Genomic DNA, 18,120 nt, shown 5'->3' with positions numbered 1-18,120 from the left:
CATGAACAAACCCATCGTCATCATCGGCGGCGCATCGCTGGATACCATCATTCAACTCGATGCCCTGCCAACCCCAATGCCACAAACACTGTGGCCGCGAAGCAGTTACAAATCCGTGGGCAGCACCGGTGCTGGCAAGGCGCTGAACCTTGCAGCGCTGGGGCGCAGCGTAGTCTTGCATTCGCTGCTGGGGCAGGACGCGGAGGCCGATCTGGTGCGCCACGCCCTGAATAAGCCTGGCATTGAGCTACTTGCAGAAATCACCGACACGCCGACAGAACAGCACGTAAACCTGATGGACCCTCACGGCGGGCGGGTTTCCCTGTTTGTACAGCCTCCGGCTGACCCAAGTGGCGTTGATTGGACGCCGGTGACCTCCGCAATTTCAGGCTGCGAACTGGTGGTGATCAATATCCTGAGCTATGCGAAGCCGGCACTGGCCCTGGCAAAAAACGCGAACAAACCGGTGTGGACCGACCTGCATGACTATGACGGTCGGAACCCACATCATCAGCCGTTTATCGATGCGGCGACTGTCGTTTTCCTGTCCAGCGACAACCTTCCGGACTATCGCAGTTTCATGGAAACGATGATCGATGATGGCAAGGAGCTGGTGGTGTGCACCCATGGCAGTGAAGGCGCCACTCTATTGAGCAGGGAGGGAGGATGGGTTGCGCAGCCGGCGTTTCCAGTTGACCGGGTGCGGGATACCAATGGCGCGGGTGACGCCTTTTTCAGTGGCTTTCTGTGCGGCTACCTGGGCGGCGAAGACCTGCGAACGTGCCTTCAGCTTGGCGCGGCCTGTGGCGCACTCTGCGTGACCTCACGATCACTGGCGGCGGAACACCTGAGCCTTCAGCGACTTTATGACCATTTGCGCGAGGGCGGCTGGTAGTTTCTCAGGGCGGATACCAGCTCGTTGGGCTGGTCTTTGACGATCACCATCTCGGCGTACTCCGGCTTCAGGAAGCCGGCACCGGACATCGTGCGGATAAACGCCAGCAACTCATCGTAGTAGCCATCCACGTTGTAAAACGCACAGGGCTTGCTGTGATATCCAAGCTGGCCCCAGGTCCAGGCCTCGAAGATTTCATCCATGGTACCCGGACCTCCCGGCAGGGCCACAAACGCGTCGGCCATATCCGCCATCAGCGCTTTGCGCTCGTGCATGCTGCTCACCACATCCAGGCGGGTCAGGCCCTGATGGGCCAGTTCGCGGTCGCGAAGGGATTCGGGTATGACGCCGTATACGTCCCGGCCGCCGGCCAGAACGGCATCGGCAACCACGCCCATCAGGCCCACCTTGCCACCCCCGAACACAAGATCCATGCCCTGGCTGGCCATATACTGGCCAAACGCATCGGCGGCTTGGGCAAAACGTTCGTCATTTCCCAGGCTGGAGCCACAGAAGACGGCGATTTTCATAACAGAGTCCTGTAACAGGTTCGTGGTTTGGTGGCACGGGTAATATACTGTCAGATATCGGCAAGGGACCGCTAGCATCAACTTAGTGCACAACCAATACGGAATCGTTTTCCATGAAAACCGTTTTTTCTCCGCTGCACAATCGCCGTACCGCAACGACCGAGTTGGACGGCGGCATATTAATCGCCCCCCACGAAAAACCGTCCAGAGCGGAGACCATACTGGGCCGGGTCAAACAGGAACAACTGGGAGACGTCCTTCCACCAGACGACTTCGGCCTCGAACCAGTTCTGCGCGTGCACACCCCGGATTACGTGAGCTTCCTCCAGGCCTGCTGGAAAGATTGGGAAGCCGAGGATAAACCCGGCGAGGCTATTCCCGCCGTCTGGCCGGGCCGGGGGATGCGGGAAAGGGTGCCCAAAGACATCGACGGCCGCCTGGGCTATTACAGCTTTGCCGCTGAAACCTCGATCACCGAGGGTACCTGGGACGCTGCCTGCGCCTCGGCAAACGTCGCTCTGACCGCACAGGCTCTGGTGGCCAACGGAGAGCCTGCCGCGTTTGCACTATGCCGCCCACCTGGGCATCACGCCCATGCCGACCTGTTCGGAGGCTACTGCTTTTTCAATAACGCGGCTATTTCCGCCCAGGCATTTCGGGACCAGGGCGTCAAACGCGTGGCAATACTGGACGTCGACTTCCACCATGGTAACGGTACCCAGGCCATTTTCTATCAGCGCAGCGACGTCCTGACCATCAGCCTGCACGGCGATCCGGACCTGGTGTTCCCTCACTTCCTCGGGTTTGAGGATGAAACCGGCGAAGGCGACGGCAGCGGCTATAACCAGAACCTAGTGTATCCACCGGGCACGCCCTTCAAGGTCTGGCGCGAAGGGCTGGAAACCGCTTGCCAGCGAATTACGGAATACCAACCCGAAGCATTAGTGATCGCCCTGGGAGTAGACACCTTCGAGGACGATCCGATTTCCTTCTTCAAGCTCACGTCTGCGGACTACGTGCTGATGGGGGAGCGGCTGGCGGAACTGAACCTGCCGACCCTGTTCACCATGGAGGGCGGCTACGATGTGGATGCCATTGGCGTGAATGTGGTGAACGTACTGAAGGGTTTTGAACGCGGCCGGCTATGACTCCGGCTCGTTCAGTTTGGCGAAAGCCTCCGGGTAACGGCGCTTCATCCGCGCTAACCGAAAGATAGTGATGAAATTAGTCACCACCACCATACCCTCTGCCAGCGTTCCACCCACGGAGCCAATCAGCAGGTTGTTCAACATCCAGCAGATTGCAGCGCCGGCCAGCGTCAGTCGCATGGGAATGCCGCGCAGCATGAACATACCGACGGTGCCGAACATGGCCGCGCCAATGGCGAAGAAGTCAACGGGGGTACGCCAGGTCAGAGCCGCTGCCAGCAGGTTTACCGCGAGTACCGCCAGCATGACCTTCCAGTTGCCCAGGTATCGCCGGGCCAGCACGATGCGACCGATCACCAGCAAACTCAGTACCGCCGCCGTCCAACTGCCGAACAGGGCAAACTGAAGCGCAAAGGCCACATTCGCGGAGATCAGCAACACCATCAAACGGTCGTCCCGCTTGCTGGCAAAGCCGACAATGCAAAAGCCCAATGCAATCAGACTGACCGCCTGGCCAGCCAACTCTGTCAGGCTCATTCCCTCAAACATCGCCGGCGGCACGGCCTGGCATTTGATGGCTGCGGTTAACCCGGATCACCGCCTGCGGTAATCCGGGTCAGTCCAGCACTGCGGCAGGGATTCCCCGGACGGGAAATTCAGGCCGGCCTTTTCGAAAAACTCCGGGTCCTGGGCTTCTTCACCAAAATGCAGGCTGCCCTTAACGCTCGATTCGTTGGGATCCATCAGCATTCTGGTGTCCAACACCTCAATCATGTGTCCGGTCGATTTCTCGGCGAGAAACATAAAGCCCTCCCGGGTTTCCCCTGATGATGTGTGAAGCTATCTAGCTCGCTAACTCAATCTTCCTGAAGTCGAGTGTATTCTCTTTGGGCGAACCTTCAATGCCCATCACCTCAGCGCGACGTTTCGTGACAATGTACACGAAGCAGCCGAAGTACAGCGCAATTACCAGCGCGCCCACCCATTGAATGCGCAGGAAGTCGAGCTGGAACAGCAGCGTCAAACCACACATCGCAATCAGGTTGCCAAAATAATACTTCCACTGGCCCAGTCGGCTTGCGGTCAGGTTGAGATTGTCGGTGTATAACCGGATCAGCGAGTCCAGTGAGTTGATTACCATCAGGATACCCACCGTAATCATGGCGATGTTGATATAGCTGGCGATGTTCAGGCCTTCAGCGTGATAGTGGTAAAGCACCGAAAACCAGGTACCGATAGCAATGGACGGAAACACCAGCATGGCGATCATCAACTGCCAGGTACGCAGGCCGCTGACAAAGCGCGCGGTGAACTGGCCGATCATTATGCTCCAGGAGAACCACCAGAACAGGTAAAACTCGTGGTAATCGTTCAGCGGTAACATGAAGTGATGCAGGTTGGTGAAGTACTCACCAATCAGCCCAGCCGTACCGAAGAAGTCTCCCACGCTGCCGTTGCCCGTCAGGAAAGCACGGCCCCACATCACCGCAATCAGCGCGATGAACAACCAGCTGGAACCCAGGCTGAGTATGCGCACGTATTTGATTTTACTGCTGGAATAAACCGCAGCCGCAATCGCCGCGAAAACGATCAGGTAGAAAGTGGGCACGACCGTTTCGCCATCACCAATTTCCGGCAGATACCAGGGCAGGTTGACCAGTAACAGGAACGCGGTAAAGGCGCAGGTTCCGATGATGACCACATTGTTAACCACTCGCACCAGCGGTATGTCGAAGAACTTCACCCGCGGCTCGATCACACAGAAGTAGAAGCAGGTAAGGAAGTAGAACCCCCAGATCAGAAAGGCCCAGAACCCGAACTCAATCGCCAGTGGGTTGGCGAAGCCGTATTCGGGGCTTTCCGTCAGGTTGCCGTAACCGGCAAATTCCGTCAGCGGAAACATGATCAGGCCGACGTCCAGGCCCGAAGTAAACAGAATGGCTATAAACGTGAAGGTACGTACCGGCGTCACGCCGATGACTTTCAGGTCCCACCATTTGAACAGGATCAGCGCGATAGCCGCGAAAGTGAAAATCAGGCCTGTCGATAACCAGAGTGTCATACACACCTCCGGTTTCTCGCTTTACTTATTATATAGGACAACATGGGTGTTCCTCCTCTACTTTGAAGCACGTGTTCATTCGAATCGGACACAAACCCCCGCGTTGACGGGTCAACACTTAACTATCGCGCGCTCAGAACGGCACGGTTATCGCGCCGCAGCGACGATAGGTAAGTCCTGATGGTTTGCATAACAACCGGCGGCCATTGCGCCGCCGGGAACGGTATCAGGCGATCCCGCGCGCGGCCCCTCCGGGACGCTGGCGATCACGCCATTGCTCGTCCATCGCCACAGGGGCGTCAGACGGATTCAGTGGCGCCACGCCACGAATGAGGTCAGCGGCACGCTCCGCCACCATGATGGTGGGAGCATTGAGGTTGCCGTTGGGAATGGTGGGGAAGATGGACGAGTCCACTACCCTCAGGCCGGTGAGGCCATGAACCCGTGTGTCGGGCCCTACGACTGCCTGGTCATCCACACCCATCTTGCAGGTGCAGGAAGGGTGATAGGCGCTTTCCACCGCCTGGCGGACAAAGGCGTCAATTTCCTCGTCACTCTGCACATCAACACCGGGCTGGATTTCGGGTCCTCGATAGGCATCCATAGCAGGCTGGCTGACAATCTCACGGGTCAGGCGCACACAATCACGGAAGCCTTCGCGGTCATCCTCGTGCTGCAGGTAGTTGAACTGTATGCGCGGCGGCTGGCGCGGGTCGTCGGACTGCACAGTCACTGAGCCACGGCTCTTGGGCTTGTTATGACCGACGTGCAACTGGAAGCCATCGCCGTTGAAGGCTTCTTTACCGTCATACCGCATGGCCGCTGGCAGAAAGTGATATTGCAGGTCCGGCCATTCGACCCCCGCCTTGGAGCGGATAAATCCGCAGGACTCGAAGTGGTTGGTGGCGCCCAGGCCGTCTTTCTTAAGCAACCAGCGAACACCGATCTTGAGCTTGTTCCACCAGTCGAGCTTGCCATTGAGAGAAACCGGCTGCTTGCAGCGGAACTGGAAGTAGAACTCCAAATGATCCTGCAGGTTGCCGCCGACACCGGGCAGTTCGTGATTGACGGGGATTTCGGCCTGCTCCAGTACGTCGCGGTTGCCAATGCCGGAAAGCTGCAAAAGATGGGGTGAACCAATAGAGCCGGCCGACAGGATCACTTCCTCTGACGCTGTAACATCCACCCGTTTGCCGTCTTTCTCGTAGCGCACGCCGGTAGCCTGCTTGCCCTCCAGCAACACCTTGTGCACCAGTGCATGGGTGACCACTGTCAGATTGTCCCGCGCCATGGCCGGGCGCAGATAGGCATTGGCCGTGGACCAGCGACGGCCATTCTTGACGGTCATATGCATGGCGCCGAAACCTTCCTGGCGCTCGCCGTTGTAGTCGTTGGTGGCGAAATAACCGGCATCCACGCCTGCGTCCACAAAGGCCTTGTAGAGCGGGTTCTGCATGTTATTGCCGTTGTTCACGCCCAGCGGGCCCTGGTCACCACGGTAGTCATCAGCGCCAAAGGCCCAGGTTTCCGCCTTCTTGAAGTAGGGCAGACAGTGACGATAGTCCCAGCCTTCGGCGCCCTGCTCCTGCCACTCGTCGAAATCACGGGCATGACCACGTACGTAAACCATGCCGTTGATGGAGGAAGAGCCACCCAGCACCTTTCCCCGGGGGCAGTGCATGCGGCGGTTATCCAGGTAGGGTTCCGGCTCAGTCTCAAACTGCCAGGCGAATTTTTTGGTGTTCATGGGGATGGACAGTGCCGTCGGCATCTGGATAAAGATGCTCTTGTCGCTGCCGCCGGTTTCCAGCAGCAGCACCCGGTGGCGGCCATCCTCGGTAAGCCGGTTGGCCAGCACACAGCCTGCAGACCCCGCGCCGACAATGATGTAATCGTAGTTCACTTCTTTCATACGCAACTCCGAACAGACCGCTTAGAACGGACTGTCTATGTCCTCCATGCCCACGTACACCGCCTTCAGTTGGGTGTAGTGATCGAGTGTGACGCGGCCGTTTTCGCGGCCAACACCGGAGAGCTTGTAGCCACCCACCGGCATTTCCGCAGGCGATGCTCCATAGCTGTTGATCCAGCAGATGCCAGCCTGGATGCGGTGAATCACCCGGTGGGCGCGACGGATATCGTTGGTGAACACCCCAGCTGCCAGACCCGTATCCGTGCTGTTCGCACGGCCGATCACCTCCTCCTCGTCGGAGAAGGTCAGTACCGACATCACCGGCCCGAAGATTTCCTCGCGGCAGATGGTCATGTCATCGGTACAGTTGGTGAAGATGGTGGGCTCCACGAAGTAACCGCCAGGCGCGGAGGCCGGCTTCGCGGCCTTACCGCCATGACTGAGGGTGGCGCCCTCGGCAATGCCTTTCTCGATGTAATCCAGCACCAGTTGCTGGTGCTTCTGCGAGATCAGCGCGCCGAAGTTGGTGTCCGGGTCGGTGGGATCACCCATGCGAATGTTGTTCAGAGTGCGCTCGAGCAACCGGTCCATAAATTCGGAATAGATGTCCTGGTGCACGAACACGCGGGTGCCGTTGGTGCAGATCTCGCCCTGGGTGTAGAAGTTACCCAGCATGGCCGCGGAAACCGCGTTATCGATATCCGCATCGTCGAAAACAATCAGCGGTGATTTACCGCCAAGCTCCATGGTGACGTCTTTCAGGGTGGAGGCGGCTGCGGTCATTACCTTCCGGCCAGTGCCGACTTCTCCGGTGAACGACACCTTGGCAATATCGGGGTTGTGAGTCAGCCAGGCACCAACATCACCCGCGCCCTGGACCACGTTGAACACACCCGCCGGTACACCGGCTTCAACAAAGATCTCAGCCAGCTTGAGGGCGCCCATCGGAGTTTCCTCCGAGGGCTTGAAAATCATGCTGTTACCCGTTGCCAGGGCCGGGGCGGACTTCCAGCAGGCAATCTGCAGCGGATAGTTCCACGCACCGATACCCGCACACACACCCAGCGGTTCACGACGGGTGTAATAGAAATCCCCGCCAAGGTCCTGCTGGCCACCTTCAACGGACGCGGCCAGGCCGGCAAAGTATTCCAGGGTGTCCGCACCGGTCACCACGTCAACAACCTGGGCTTCCTGCCAGGGTTTGCCAGTGTCCTGAACTTCCAGCGCGGCCAATTCGTCGTTACGTTCCCGCAGTAACGCCACGGCACGCTGGAGAATACGGCCACGCTGGGCACCGGTCATCGCAGACCAGACCTTGAAGCCGGCCTGGGCGCTGTCTATCGCGGACTTTTTTACAGCCTCATCGGCGATTTCCATTTCATAGATCACCTCGCCCGTGGCCGGATTCACAACCGGGAAGGTTTCGCCGGAGGCATTGGCCATGGGCTGGCCGTTGATAAAGTTCTGATAACGGGGCAATTCAGTCATGGGGTTCAAACCTGATCGTGTGAATTCGGGGTTAATTAAGGGTGGATTCGAGTGCGTTCAATGCAAATCGTTTACACAGCGTTTCCGCCGCCGAGAAGCCTTCCTGAGGATCGGTACTCAGGGCGCTGCGCAGCCAGAAGCCGTCGATCATCGACGCCAGCTGGCGGGCAGCTTCGGTGGCGGCCTGTTTTGGCAAACGCTGGGCGAAGGAATAACGCAGATTGCTGTACAGCCTGGCGTTGTTGATCTGCTGCAGGCGCTGCAAACCCGGCTCGTGCATGGAGCGGGCCCAGAAGCTGAGCCAGGTCTTTGCTGCCAGATCGGTGCGCTGAAACTCGGAAAAGTTGGCTTCCACGATGCACTGAAGGCGTTGTTCCGGCGACCCATCGGTGCGGGCCATCCGCTCCCGCAGCTCCTTCCCCAACTGGTCCAACAAATAACGCAACGCGGCTTCGATCAGCCCCTGCTTACCACCGAAATAATGGCTGATGATGCCGGACGACATGCCGGCACGACGGCTGATGGAGATGATGGTGGTGTTCTGCAGCCCCAGCTCGGCAATAGACGCCATGGTGGCATCAATCAGTTGCTGCTTTCGGGTGTCTTTCACGCCAACAATCGGCATCGCGTTTCCTGTCCGTTTTATTAATTGAACGTTCAATTAAAATAAAGTGTACAGAAAGTAATCGACTTGTACAACCTAACCGACCCACTCCCAAGAGACGCCCATAAAAAAGCCCCGCTATCCGGAAGCCGGACAGCAGGGCTGAAAAACACGAACTGGTTAGGGGTCAGCCGTGTGTGAACCTGTTTAGCGGAGGTTCAGGCCGCCGCTTCGTCGCTCTCGCTCTCATCAACGGAGTTTCGAATCAGGAAATCGAACGCGCTCAGGGCGGCCTTGGAGCCTTCACCCATGGAGATCACGATCTGCTTGTAGGGCACGGTGGTGACGTCACCGGCGGCAAACACGCCCGGAATGGAGGTTTCACCGCGCTCGTCAACAATGATCTCGCCATGCTGGCTCAGCTCGATGTCGCCTTTCAGCCACTCGGTGTTCGGCACCAGGCCGATCTGGACGAACACGCCTTCCAGCGATACATGGTGGCTCTCTCCGGTTGTGCGGTCGGTATACTGCAGGCCGTTTACCTTGCCGTTCTCGCCGGTAATCTCTGTGGTCTGGCCCGAGGTGATGATTTCCACATTCTTCAGGCTGCGCAGTTTCTTCTGCAGCACATCGTCTGCTCGCATAGCCGCGCCGAACTCAATCAGAGTCACGTGGCCAACAATACCGGCAAGGTCGATGGCCGCTTCCACGCCGGAGTTACCGCCGCCGATCACCGCCACACGCTTGCCCTTGAACAACGGGCCGTCGCAGTGCGGGCAATAGGCCACACCTTTATTGCGGTATTCCTCTTCACCCGGAACCCCCATCTGGCGCCAGCGGGCACCCGTGGACAGGACCAGCGTGCGGCTCTTCAAAGAGGCACCATTGGCCAACCGTACTTCATGATAGCCACCCTTGCGGGCCGCCGGAATCAGCTTCTCCGCGCGTTGCAGGTTCATGATGTCCACGTCGTATTCCTTGACGTGCTGCTCCATCGCCGCCACCAGCTTGGGGCCTTCGGTGTAGGGCACGGAAATCAGGTTCTCGATGCCCATGGTGTCCGCCACCTGTCCGCCGAAACGTTCGGCGGCAATACCGGTAGAGATGCCCTTGCGTGCCGCGTAGATAGCGGCTGAAGAACCCGCCGGGCCACCTCCGATGACCAACACCTCGAACGGGTCTTTTTGCTTGAGCTTGTCAGCGTCACGAGCCTCGGCACCGGTGTCGACCTTCGCGATAATCTGCTCCAGAGTCATGCGACCCTGGCCAAACGGCTTGCCATTGAGATAAACGCTGGGCACCGCCATGACCTCGCGCTGCTCGACTTCGTCCTGGAACAGGGCACCGTCGATCGCCGTATGCTTGATCCTTGGATTGAGGACGCTCATCAGATTCAGCGCCTGGACCACGTCCGGGCAGTTCTGGCACGACAGCGAAAAGTAGGTTTCAAACTCAAAGTCGCCGTCCAGGTTTTTGACCTGTTCAATCACGTCTTCGCTGGCTTTCGGCGGATGACCACCTACCTGCAACAGCGCCAGCACAAGGGAGGTAAACTCATGACCCATGGGGATGCCGGCGAATCGCACGCCGATGTCGCTGCCAACACGATTGATGGCAAATGACGGGCGACGTACTTGCTCTGACTCTTCCGTACGCAGGCTGATCTTGTCAGACATGGGCTCGAGCTCGTCCAGCAACTGCTTCAGTTCCTGGGACTTATCGCTGTCGTCATAAGCAGCAACCAGCTCGATCGGCTGCTGCAGCTTGTCCATGTAGGCGTTCAACTGTTCCTTGATACTGGCATCCAACATGCTCTTTTTCCCCTTTGGATAGCTTTAAACTGAATGTGCGAACTCGGTTTGAGTCGTGAATCGAATATAGGAGAACGATACGGACTGGCCCGTCCAAGCTCAAATTAATTGATCCAAAGTATTTGATAGGCCTTTGCTATTCAAATCGATAAATCAATTGGATAGAAACGAAAAAGGCCCGCAGAGCGGGCCTTTTTCAGGTTTCACTGTTACCGAAACCTTAGATCTTGCCAACCAGGTCCAGTGACGGCGTCAGAGTCGCTTCGCCTTCTTTCCACTTGGCCGGGCAAACTTCGCCGGGATTGTTACGAACGTACTGAGCCGCTTTTACCTTGCGCAGCAGGTCATCAGCGTCACGGCCGATGCCTTCGGCAGTGATTTCCATGGCCTGGATAACGCCATCCGGGTCGATCAGGAAGGTAGCGCGGTCTGCCAGGCCCTGGCCTTCACGCATCACACCGAAGTTGTTGGTGATAGTGCCGGTCTGGTCGCCTACCATGAAGTAGTTGATCTTGCCGATAGTCTCGGAGCTGCTGTGCCACGCCTTGTGGGTGAAGTGGGTGTCGGTGGATACGGAGAACACTTCCACACCCAGCTTCTGAAGCTCTTCATACTTGTCGGCCACGTCGCCCAGCTCGGTCGGGCAAACGAAAGTGAAGTCGGCCGGGTAGAAGAAAAATACCGACCACTTACCTTTTACATCGGCTTCGGAAATTTCAACAAACTCGCCGCCCTTAAAGGCGGTGGCGTTGAACGGTTTAATTTCGCTGTTAATCATACCCATAGTAGATATCTCCAGTTGGTTGAGTTTAGGCATTGGCTAACGTGAGTTGGCTAAGGTATTGATTTGATCAAAAACATTCAAATTGATTGTTTTTAGCCGTTCGATAGGAAACCGCTATTTTGATTCTGGGAAGGCTGCAGGAAAAGACTAATCCGTGTTATCGGGCTCGAAGGCGCCCTTATGAAAGTCAATGGCAGCGTCCACTTCTTCCATGCCGCAGACCCTTGGTTCCGTCAACGTGCCACCGGCCAGTGCCCGAAGCACTGCGTGCACGCCATGAGACAATGATTCGGTATTGTAACCGCCCTCCAGCACCATGGCCAGCCGGCCATTACAGTGCTTGTCCGCAATCTCCTGAACAATGCCCGTCATGGCCGCGAAGCCTTCGTAGGACACATTGAGCGCCAGGTCGTACCAATGGGCATCAAAGCCGGCGGAGACCAGTACCAGGTCCGGTTTGAAATAGTCGGCGGCGGGTACCAAAATTTCGCGTAGCGCTTTGAGATAGGCTACGTCCCCCGCGCCACCGGGCATGGGAACGTTGATGGTGGTGCCCTCGCCCAGGCCGGCACCTACGTCGGTTAATGCTCCGCTACCCGGGTAGAAAGGCGCAGCCCGGTGAATATCAAAAAACATGGTGTCCGGATCAGCCCAGAAGATATCCTGGGTGCCATTGCCATGGTGGGCGTCCCAATCGACGATCAATACCCGTTCACAGCCCAACTCTGCCTGCGCGTGTGCGGCCGCAACAGCAACATTATTGAAAAGGCAGAACCCCCTTGCGCGCACTGGTTCGGCATGGTGGCCAGGCGGCCTGACCATCGCGAAGGCGCTGTTCGTGCGGCCCTCAACCACCGCTTCCACGGCTGCGATAGCGGTACCTGCCGCCACTTCGGCGGCTTCAACACTGCCCGGTGAAACGGCTGTGGTATCGACATCCAGCCACGCACTTTCGTCCCGTAGTGAGAATATGTCGTCCAGGAAGGAAGTGGTATGAACCCGGCTCAACTGGTCTGGCGTTGCCGCTTTACCTGGCTCGATCCGAACACCGGGAATGGGGTCACGGGCGAGCAAGTCCATGATCGCGGTAATACGGCCCGGATGCTCCGGGTACTTCCACTGCACATTAAGCCCCGACAGAATGGAACGTACCCGTTTGTCCAGGCGACCGGGCAGGAAATCCATGTTGGTATCAGGGTGATGGGCCAACACCCGTTCATCATAAAAGACGGTGACGTCCCGCTGTTGTGACAAGGCGATGCTCTCCTCTGTCGGGCCTTAGCACAATCATAGTCTTATCAGGGCAAATCACAACGTTGCTCACAATCGCCAGCGCATTGGATGTGCATGTTTGAGCACGCCGACACCATCCCAGTCATTCCAGCCAGTAAACGGAATTGGCAAGTCCTGTTCCACTCCCGACAAACGGCGCGCCCATTGGTCTTTCAGTGCGCCCAGATGATCCCGGAATGCACCTTCACCCTGGTAGCTGATGCCACCACCCTGTACTCCATAGCTTAGGTGCGGCGCCAGCACGTCATAACCCACGTAATACAGTGAAGAGTGAACCGGCCACAGCCACTCCACCATATTACCGGCACGGCCAAACGGCATGAACGCCTGCTCCGGAGAACCAGTGGTTACAGAACACATCGCCTGTTTACCGCGAAAATAGCCGCGATCGTAGCGCATGCTTCCCGAATAAAGTCCGCCATAAACCAACACGCGATCAAACCAGCCCTTCAATATGGCGGGTTGAGAATGCCACCACAGCGGAAACTGGAAAATCACCAGATCGGCCCAATTCAGCCGAGCGATCTCGCGCTGAACATCTTGAGGTAATGCATTGGCATCATAGTGAGCCCGCTGCTCCGTCAGCGGCGCAAAATAGCACTCATCCTGCCGCTTGCCATACCACGACGAACGCTCCACCGGGTCAAAGCCTTCTCCATAGAGGTCGTCTATTTCTACCTCATGCCCAGCCAGATTCAGGGTTTCTGTAGCCACATCCACCAAACCACCACTGAATGACCGCCTTTCCGGGTGGGCCAGAACGATCAGTACCTTCATGCCTGAATTCTCCTTAGTGTTTCGGTGAATTCAGACTAACCTGTTCGATTATGGACATGTATTCCAAATGTTTGAGAACATTGTTTGCATAAAAGAACAAGTGGTGAAGCAATGGCAAGAGAGGGCACGCTCCCCAGGCAGGCCTTACTCATCCGTTTTGGGAGGTGACCACAAGGGCACCTCCTCACGACGGGGCGGTTCCCAGTCCTGTTGCATCACATCGCTCAGGGTATCCTCCAGCTTCATGAACAGCTCACCATAACGGGGGCTAAAGCGGATACCCTCTTCGATTTCCTTCCAGGCGTCGAACAGCTCGTCCTCGTGGGACTTTTCATTATTGATAAACGCCCAGGTCATCTGTCGCGACCGCAATGGGTGAACGCCGAATGCGGTCAGCGCATGCCCGCCCAGCTCCACCGCAGAGTGGTAGGTTTCGCTGACGACGTCGTCAGCGCCGGCCTGGCGCAATTGATAGCCATGGCCCCGGTCGAACGCCCGTGCCAGAACCCAGACGCCGGGGTAGTGTTGCTTGACGTGGTGCACCAGCGACACAGCTCGATCCCTGTCATCAATTGCAACCACGAGCAAGCGCGCGTGGGCGATGCCCGCCGTTTCCAATAACCCCGTATGGCTGGCATCACCGAAATAGCTCTTGATATTGATACGTCGCAGGTTTTCGATCTGATCCAGAGCCAGGTCCAGCGCGACAATGGGAATCTTGTTGGCGCGCAATAACCGGCACACAATCTGGCCAAATCGTCCAACCCCGGCCACGATCACTGGCGCCTGCTCCTCGATCACATCGGCTTCCCGCTGCTCATTGCGGGCTTCACGATACCGCGGCAGGATCAGCCGGTCGTAGGCAATGAACAACAGCGGCGTAAGGAACATGGACAACGCCACCACCAACCCCAGAAGCTGGACGATGTCTGTGGGGATCACACTGTTCTGCATGCTGTAGGTCAGCAGCACGAAGCCGAATTCGCCGGCCTGTGCCAGCCCCAGGGTGAACAACCAGCCATCACGGCCCCGCAGCCCGAATAACAATGCAAGGAGCAACAGAATGGCTGCCTTGACCAGGATAACCGCCAGCGCCAATGTGATCACAGTGCCCCATTGCGCTGCCAGCATCTCAAAGTTGATACCGGCGCCCACTGTGATGAAAAACAACCCGAGCAGTAGCCCTTTAAAGGGTTCGATGTTGGCCACGAGTTCGTGACGGAACTCGCTGTTGGCCAGCACCACACCGGCGAGGAAAGCCCCAAGCGCCGGCGACAGATTGACGACACTCATCAGCGCGGCAATACCGATCACCAGCATCAGAGCGGTGGCTGTAAAAACCTCCCGCATACCGGACTGAACCACGTAACGAAACAGGGGCCGACTCAGGAAATGACCGCCGACGATCACCGTGGTCACAGAGCCGATCACCACCAGGGCGTGAGCCCATCCCGGCAGATGCGCCACCAGGCTGAAACCGCCCTGGTGCCCCGGATCCGTCGCCCCAACGCCCGCCAGTTCGGATATCGCCAGCAGGGGAATCACCGCCAGCATCGGAATAACGGCAATGTCCTGGAACAACAGCACCGAGAAAGCACCCCGGCCACCCTCGGTTTTACTGAGCCCCTTCTCGTTCAGGGTCTGCAGAACAATGGCGGTGGAAGATAACGAGAAGATAAGGCCAACGGCGACGGTGGTCTGCCATTGCAGCCCCATCCACCAGGCAATCGCCATTCCGGCAGCAGAGGTAAGCACCACTTGCAGACCGCCCAGGCCCAGCAAGCGAATCCGCATGGCCCAGAGGGATTTCGGGTCCAGTTCCATGCCCACCAGAAACAGCATCATGACCACACCAAATTCGGCGAAATGCTGAATGGTTGCGGTTTCTTGCCCTACCAGCCCCGTCACCGGCCCGATAACGACACCGGCCACCAGATACCCCAATACCGAACCCAATCCCAGGCGCTTCGCCAATGGCACCGCGACAACAGCGGCGGTCAGATAGATAAACGCCTGGATAAAGTATTCGGTCATTACAGCTCCATCAGGTCAGCGAATGATAAACACCTTGATACTAGCTGGATTCCCCCGTGTTGCCATCCACCGTAACCGCAAACCTCTGGGATGCAGGATCGTTAATCACTCCGCCAGTGCTGTTCAAGCAACGCACGTTCCTGGCTGGGCCCGATGGCGGGCTTGGCCATCATCCGATCCAATTCCTCGTCAAGCACACTGCCACCGCTCGCCGTCTGGTATGCATCAGATGCCAGGGAAGGCTCTGCTTCGGCCGTGGCCACCTGCTCCCAGGAACCTGTGCCGGTGCGACAGGCAATTTGCTCCGACGCGGACGTTTGTGTCTCCAGGCGGAACTGGCGGCACCATTGACCGGCCTGGCTCTGGAACGTCAGTCTCGGCGTCACGTTCGCCTGGTCATTAACCTGGTATACCTCGCCACTGGGCTGGCTATCCAGAACGTCTGCCACTGCGGGCGACATCGGATCGCCGTTCGTTGCCACGGTCAGCCATTGCGTCAGCGCCACCCCCGCGATGATTGCGGCGGCGACAGCTTTACCCGTGTGTCCGGGCAGCCTTCGCCACCACGGAAAGGCGACCACATTGTCCTGCGCAGGTGTAGCACCCCGGGAGGCCTTTTCTTCCAGCATTTGGGTGATCGATGCGGGCAAAGGACGATCATCAATCGATCCGTAATGGGCCTGCAGCTCGGCATCCACCGACGCCATATCGGCCAGTCGATCGGCCAGCGTCGGATCCTTCTCGAGTTGGTCCCGAACGGCCTCCATCTCCGCGTCAGTTAGTTCGTTATCGAGGAAAGCCGACAGGGTTTCGTTAGTCATGTTCATGAATCGGTCCTCATGGTTACAGGCGCCAGAGCCTCACTTAACGCCGCCCTGGCTCGGGCCAGCCGGCTCATCACCGTGCCCTTGGGTACCTCCAGAATCTCAGCCACGATCTTGTAGGGCATGCCCTGGATCGCCACCAGGGATATGATCTGGCGCTGATCCTGGGGCAACCTTGCCATGGCAGCGTCCACCCGGTGCCACTCGATCTCTTTGGTGGTCTGGTGCTCGCCATTGATCACCTGCCCATCCGTCAGCTCCGGGTGTTCTGCTGCGTCTCGCCGAACCTTGCGCGCTCGGCACTCGTCTATCCAGACATTACGGCAAACCCGGAACGCCCACTTGGTAAGGTCGGCGTCGTCCGGCATGTCCCTGGTCAACAAGCGCTCCACCGTATTCTGCAGCAGGTCGTCGGCGTCTGACAGGGAGCCGGTCAACGAGTAGGCGAATCGTCGGAGCCTTGGTAATAATTCGGTGATTTCCTCTTTCATAGCCTTCAACTTCCAAAGGTGTTATCGGTAAAACGGCCGTGAAACCGATTTATTCCATGGACCAAGGAATTTTTTTTCCGCCGGGCCGTTGTATCGTATGACACACATCATCAGTCGGACGGGCACGATGAAACCTTTTCCCATGAGACACTTGTTCCCTGCTATCGCACTTTGCACGCTTTCTGCGCCGGCCTTATCCATCGGTGTCGGCGACGTAACCAGCGGTCAGATAGATCCGATAACCCGCCAGATCGAACAGAAGACGCAGCGCATGGTGGAGCAGGCCATGGACCGTCGCCTTGAGAAACAAATCAACGCACAGGCCACAGAGCTGATGGAACAACTCGTGGAGTTACCGTCGGTCCTTCCCATTCTCACGCGTCAGGGACAGAAAGCGTTCAATGATATTCGACTGGACGACGGTGCCCGGGCGGTGGAAAGTCAGTGGTTGGTGACCGGTACCGCTCCGGAACTCGCCCGCCTTGACCGGCCCGGGATCACGGTTCTCGGGCGCCACGAGCTGACCGGCCTGGGAATGACCGTCGTTCGGTTCCGGGTCACTGCCGAGCTGGATTCTCATAAAGCCTTAGGGGCCGCCCTGCCAGAGCTCGCGGATCGGCTGGACCGCAATCATATCTACGCACCACAGACGGGCGCCAAAGAACCCTCACCCGAAACCGGAATCCCGCAATGGCATAGCCTCTGCACCGTACCGGTTCGCATTGGAATGGTGGACACGTCGATTGCCACCGACCATTGGGTATTTGGCGACGCAAAGATTGTGCAGGAGCGTTTTCTGGCATTGGCGGAAGTGGATGGGGCACTGACTGAGCCGACAATTCACGGCACGGCCGTCGCCAGCCTGCTGGTCGGCAACCGCCCTGGGCAATGGCCTGCCCGGCTGCCGCAGGCAACGATCTTCAACGCGTCGGTGTTCTATGACCGGGATCGCAGCCTCTCAGGCGCCACACTTGGCCATTTACTGGAAGGCCTGAACTGGCTGGCCGGTCAGGATCTGTCCGTGATCAACATCAGCCTGACAGGCCCGGACAACCAGCTTCTCGCTGCGGCGGTGAACCGCCTCAGGGAACGCGGCGTGCTGATGGTTGCGGCGGTCGGCAATCAAGGGCCCTCTGCCCCGCCATTATATCCGGCCGCCTACACGGAAGTGATCGGTGTGACGGCGGCGGACCGTTCCGGGAAGCTCTACCGCTGGGCCAATCGGGGTGAACAGGTGATGTTTGCCAGCAACGGCGTCACCGTTCCGGTAGCGCATCCTGACGCCGGCATGGCTGCAGACAGCGGTACCTCGCTGGCGTCACCGGTGGTTGCCGCTGCACTGGCCTGCCGACGTAATAAACTTTCGGAAAACAAGGCCGTTGGTGCCCTGATCAATGCAGCGAAGGATCTTGGCCGTCCTGGCCGCGACACCGAATTCGGTCACGGCTTTCTGGATTTCTGACCGCC

At 58.0% G+C, this 18,120-nt stretch carries 17 protein-coding genes; 3 read left to right on the top strand and 14 right to left on the bottom strand.

Translation table 11 applies throughout. The features are described 5' to 3' along the window. Position 1: 1 nt before the first annotated feature. Positions 2-895 carry a carbohydrate kinase family protein gene (locus AC13D2_RS19805; RefSeq protein WP_300496018.1) on the top strand — a complete coding sequence of 298 codons (894 nt, stop codon included), beginning with the start codon at positions 2-4 and terminating at the stop codon, positions 893-895. On the opposite strand, the gene AC13D2_RS19800 is transcribed toward AC13D2_RS19805, so the two are convergent. Then, entirely contained in the window at positions 865-1,425 is a 561-nt protein-coding gene (locus AC13D2_RS19800) for an LOG family protein (RefSeq protein ID WP_292048916.1), read from the bottom strand. The two genes, AC13D2_RS19805 and AC13D2_RS19800, sit on opposite strands and share 31 nt — an antisense overlap. Before the next feature lie 113 nt (positions 1,426-1,538). On the opposite strand from AC13D2_RS19800, the gene AC13D2_RS19795 reads away from it, so the two are divergent. Continuing rightward, complete coding sequence (locus AC13D2_RS19795) at positions 1,539-2,573, top strand: histone deacetylase family protein (protein ID WP_300496016.1); 1,035 nt, start codon at positions 1,539-1,541, stop codon at positions 2,571-2,573. Here the strand turns inward: AC13D2_RS19795 and AC13D2_RS19790 are convergent. From AC13D2_RS19790 to AC13D2_RS19730, 13 genes are all read right to left on the bottom strand, one after another. Next, complete coding sequence (locus AC13D2_RS19790; protein ID WP_300496013.1) at positions 2,568-3,122, bottom strand: YgjV family protein; 555 nt, start codon at positions 3,120-3,122, stop codon at positions 2,568-2,570. The genes AC13D2_RS19795 and AC13D2_RS19790 overlap by 6 nt on opposite strands. A gap of 45 nt (positions 3,123-3,167) precedes the next feature. Continuing rightward, entirely contained in the window at positions 3,168-3,377 is a 210-nt protein-coding gene (locus AC13D2_RS19785) for an acetyltransferase (protein ID WP_300496011.1), read from the bottom strand. A 40-nt stretch (positions 3,378-3,417) separates the two neighbouring features. Beyond that, positions 3,418-4,635, bottom strand: a complete 1,218-nt coding sequence (locus AC13D2_RS19780; protein WP_036211635.1) for a choline transporter — start codon at positions 4,633-4,635, stop codon at positions 3,418-3,420. Positions 4,636-4,861: 226 nt separating this feature from the next. Further along, complete coding sequence (betA, locus tag AC13D2_RS19775; RefSeq protein WP_300496005.1) at positions 4,862-6,547, bottom strand: choline dehydrogenase; 1,686 nt, start codon at positions 6,545-6,547, stop codon at positions 4,862-4,864. A 21-nt stretch (positions 6,548-6,568) separates the two neighbouring features. Then, positions 6,569-8,035 (bottom strand): betaine-aldehyde dehydrogenase, encoded by a 1,467-nt coding sequence (gene betB / locus AC13D2_RS19770; protein ID WP_292048920.1) that lies wholly within the window; start codon positions 8,033-8,035, stop codon positions 6,569-6,571. Between the two features lie 31 nt (positions 8,036-8,066). Beyond that, positions 8,067-8,660 (bottom strand): transcriptional regulator BetI, encoded by a 594-nt coding sequence (gene betI / locus AC13D2_RS19765; protein WP_007153034.1) that lies wholly within the window; start codon positions 8,658-8,660, stop codon positions 8,067-8,069. A 197-nt stretch (positions 8,661-8,857) separates the two neighbouring features. Then, positions 8,858-10,450 carry an alkyl hydroperoxide reductase subunit F gene (ahpF, locus tag AC13D2_RS19760; RefSeq protein WP_300496000.1) on the bottom strand — a complete coding sequence of 531 codons (1,593 nt, stop codon included), beginning with the start codon at positions 10,448-10,450 and terminating at the stop codon, positions 8,858-8,860. Positions 10,451-10,670: 220 nt separating this feature from the next. Continuing rightward, the gene (gene ahpC / locus AC13D2_RS19755; RefSeq protein WP_007153032.1) at positions 10,671-11,234 is read right to left on the bottom strand and encodes an alkyl hydroperoxide reductase subunit C; all 564 of its coding nucleotides are present in this window, start codon (positions 11,232-11,234) and stop codon (positions 10,671-10,673) included. Positions 11,235-11,381: 147 nt separating this feature from the next. Continuing rightward, the gene (locus tag AC13D2_RS19750; protein ID WP_300495996.1) at positions 11,382-12,488 is read right to left on the bottom strand and encodes a histone deacetylase family protein; all 1,107 of its coding nucleotides are present in this window, start codon (positions 12,486-12,488) and stop codon (positions 11,382-11,384) included. A gap of 66 nt (positions 12,489-12,554) precedes the next feature. Continuing rightward, complete coding sequence (locus AC13D2_RS19745; RefSeq protein WP_300495993.1) at positions 12,555-13,304, bottom strand: NAD(P)H-dependent oxidoreductase; 750 nt, start codon at positions 13,302-13,304, stop codon at positions 12,555-12,557. Between the two features lie 144 nt (positions 13,305-13,448). After that, positions 13,449-15,338, bottom strand: coding sequence for a monovalent cation:proton antiporter-2 (CPA2) family protein (locus tag AC13D2_RS19740; protein WP_482939059.1), 1,890 nt, complete (start codon positions 15,336-15,338; stop codon positions 13,449-13,451). 101 nt (positions 15,339-15,439) lie between these two features. Further along, positions 15,440-16,165, bottom strand: a complete 726-nt coding sequence (locus AC13D2_RS19735) for a hypothetical protein (RefSeq protein ID WP_300495979.1) — start codon at positions 16,163-16,165, stop codon at positions 15,440-15,442. Further along, positions 16,162-16,653: an RNA polymerase sigma factor gene (locus AC13D2_RS19730; RefSeq protein ID WP_041332886.1), complete on the bottom strand. Its 492-nt coding sequence runs from the start codon at positions 16,651-16,653 to the stop codon at positions 16,162-16,164. The genes AC13D2_RS19735 and AC13D2_RS19730 overlap by 4 nt, the downstream gene beginning before the upstream one ends. A 142-nt stretch (positions 16,654-16,795) precedes the next feature. Between AC13D2_RS19730 and AC13D2_RS19725 the strand changes: the two genes are divergently transcribed. After that, positions 16,796-18,115: a S8 family serine peptidase gene (locus AC13D2_RS19725; protein ID WP_482939058.1), complete on the top strand. Its 1,320-nt coding sequence runs from the start codon at positions 16,796-16,798 to the stop codon at positions 18,113-18,115. Positions 18,116-18,120: the final 5 nt, after the last annotated feature.

This window comes from Marinobacter sp. B-12, assembly GCF_056857915.1.
This window is presented reverse-complemented; position numbering and strand designations above follow the sequence as displayed.

Coding starts and splice junctions, on each gene's coding strand:
- AC13D2_RS19805 (WP_300496018.1), top strand. CDS start 2: ATGAACAAACCCATCGTCATCATCGGCGGCGCATCGCTGGATACCATC.
- AC13D2_RS19800 (WP_292048916.1), bottom strand. CDS start 1,425: ATGAAAATCGCCGTCTTCTGTGGCTCCAGCCTGGGAAATGACGAACGT.
- AC13D2_RS19795 (WP_300496016.1), top strand. CDS start 1,539: ATGAAAACCGTTTTTTCTCCGCTGCACAATCGCCGTACCGCAACGACC.
- AC13D2_RS19790 (WP_300496013.1), bottom strand. CDS start 3,122: ATGTTTGAGGGAATGAGCCTGACAGAGTTGGCTGGCCAGGCGGTCAGT.
- AC13D2_RS19785 (WP_300496011.1), bottom strand. CDS start 3,377: ATGTTTCTCGCCGAGAAATCGACCGGACACATGATTGAGGTGTTGGAC.
- AC13D2_RS19780 (WP_036211635.1), bottom strand. CDS start 4,635: ATGACACTCTGGTTATCGACAGGCCTGATTTTCACTTTCGCGGCTATC.
- betA (WP_300496005.1), bottom strand. CDS start 6,547: ATGAAAGAAGTGAACTACGATTACATCATTGTCGGCGCGGGGTCTGCA.
- betB (WP_292048920.1), bottom strand. CDS start 8,035: ATGACTGAATTGCCCCGTTATCAGAACTTTATCAACGGCCAGCCCATG.
- betI (WP_007153034.1), bottom strand. CDS start 8,660: ATGCCGATTGTTGGCGTGAAAGACACCCGAAAGCAGCAACTGATTGAT.
- ahpF (WP_300496000.1), bottom strand. CDS start 10,450: ATGTTGGATGCCAGTATCAAGGAACAGTTGAACGCCTACATGGACAAG.
- ahpC (WP_007153032.1), bottom strand. CDS start 11,234: ATGGGTATGATTAACAGCGAAATTAAACCGTTCAACGCCACCGCCTTT.
- AC13D2_RS19745 (WP_300495993.1), bottom strand. CDS start 13,304: ATGAAGGTACTGATCGTTCTGGCCCACCCGGAAAGGCGGTCATTCAGT.
- AC13D2_RS19740 (WP_482939059.1), bottom strand. CDS start 15,338: ATGACCGAATACTTTATCCAGGCGTTTATCTATCTGACCGCCGCTGTT.
- AC13D2_RS19735 (WP_300495979.1), bottom strand. CDS start 16,165: ATGAACATGACTAACGAAACCCTGTCGGCTTTCCTCGATAACGAACTA.
- AC13D2_RS19730 (WP_041332886.1), bottom strand. CDS start 16,653: ATGAAAGAGGAAATCACCGAATTATTACCAAGGCTCCGACGATTCGCC.
- AC13D2_RS19725 (WP_482939058.1), top strand. CDS start 16,796: ATGAGACACTTGTTCCCTGCTATCGCACTTTGCACGCTTTCTGCGCCG.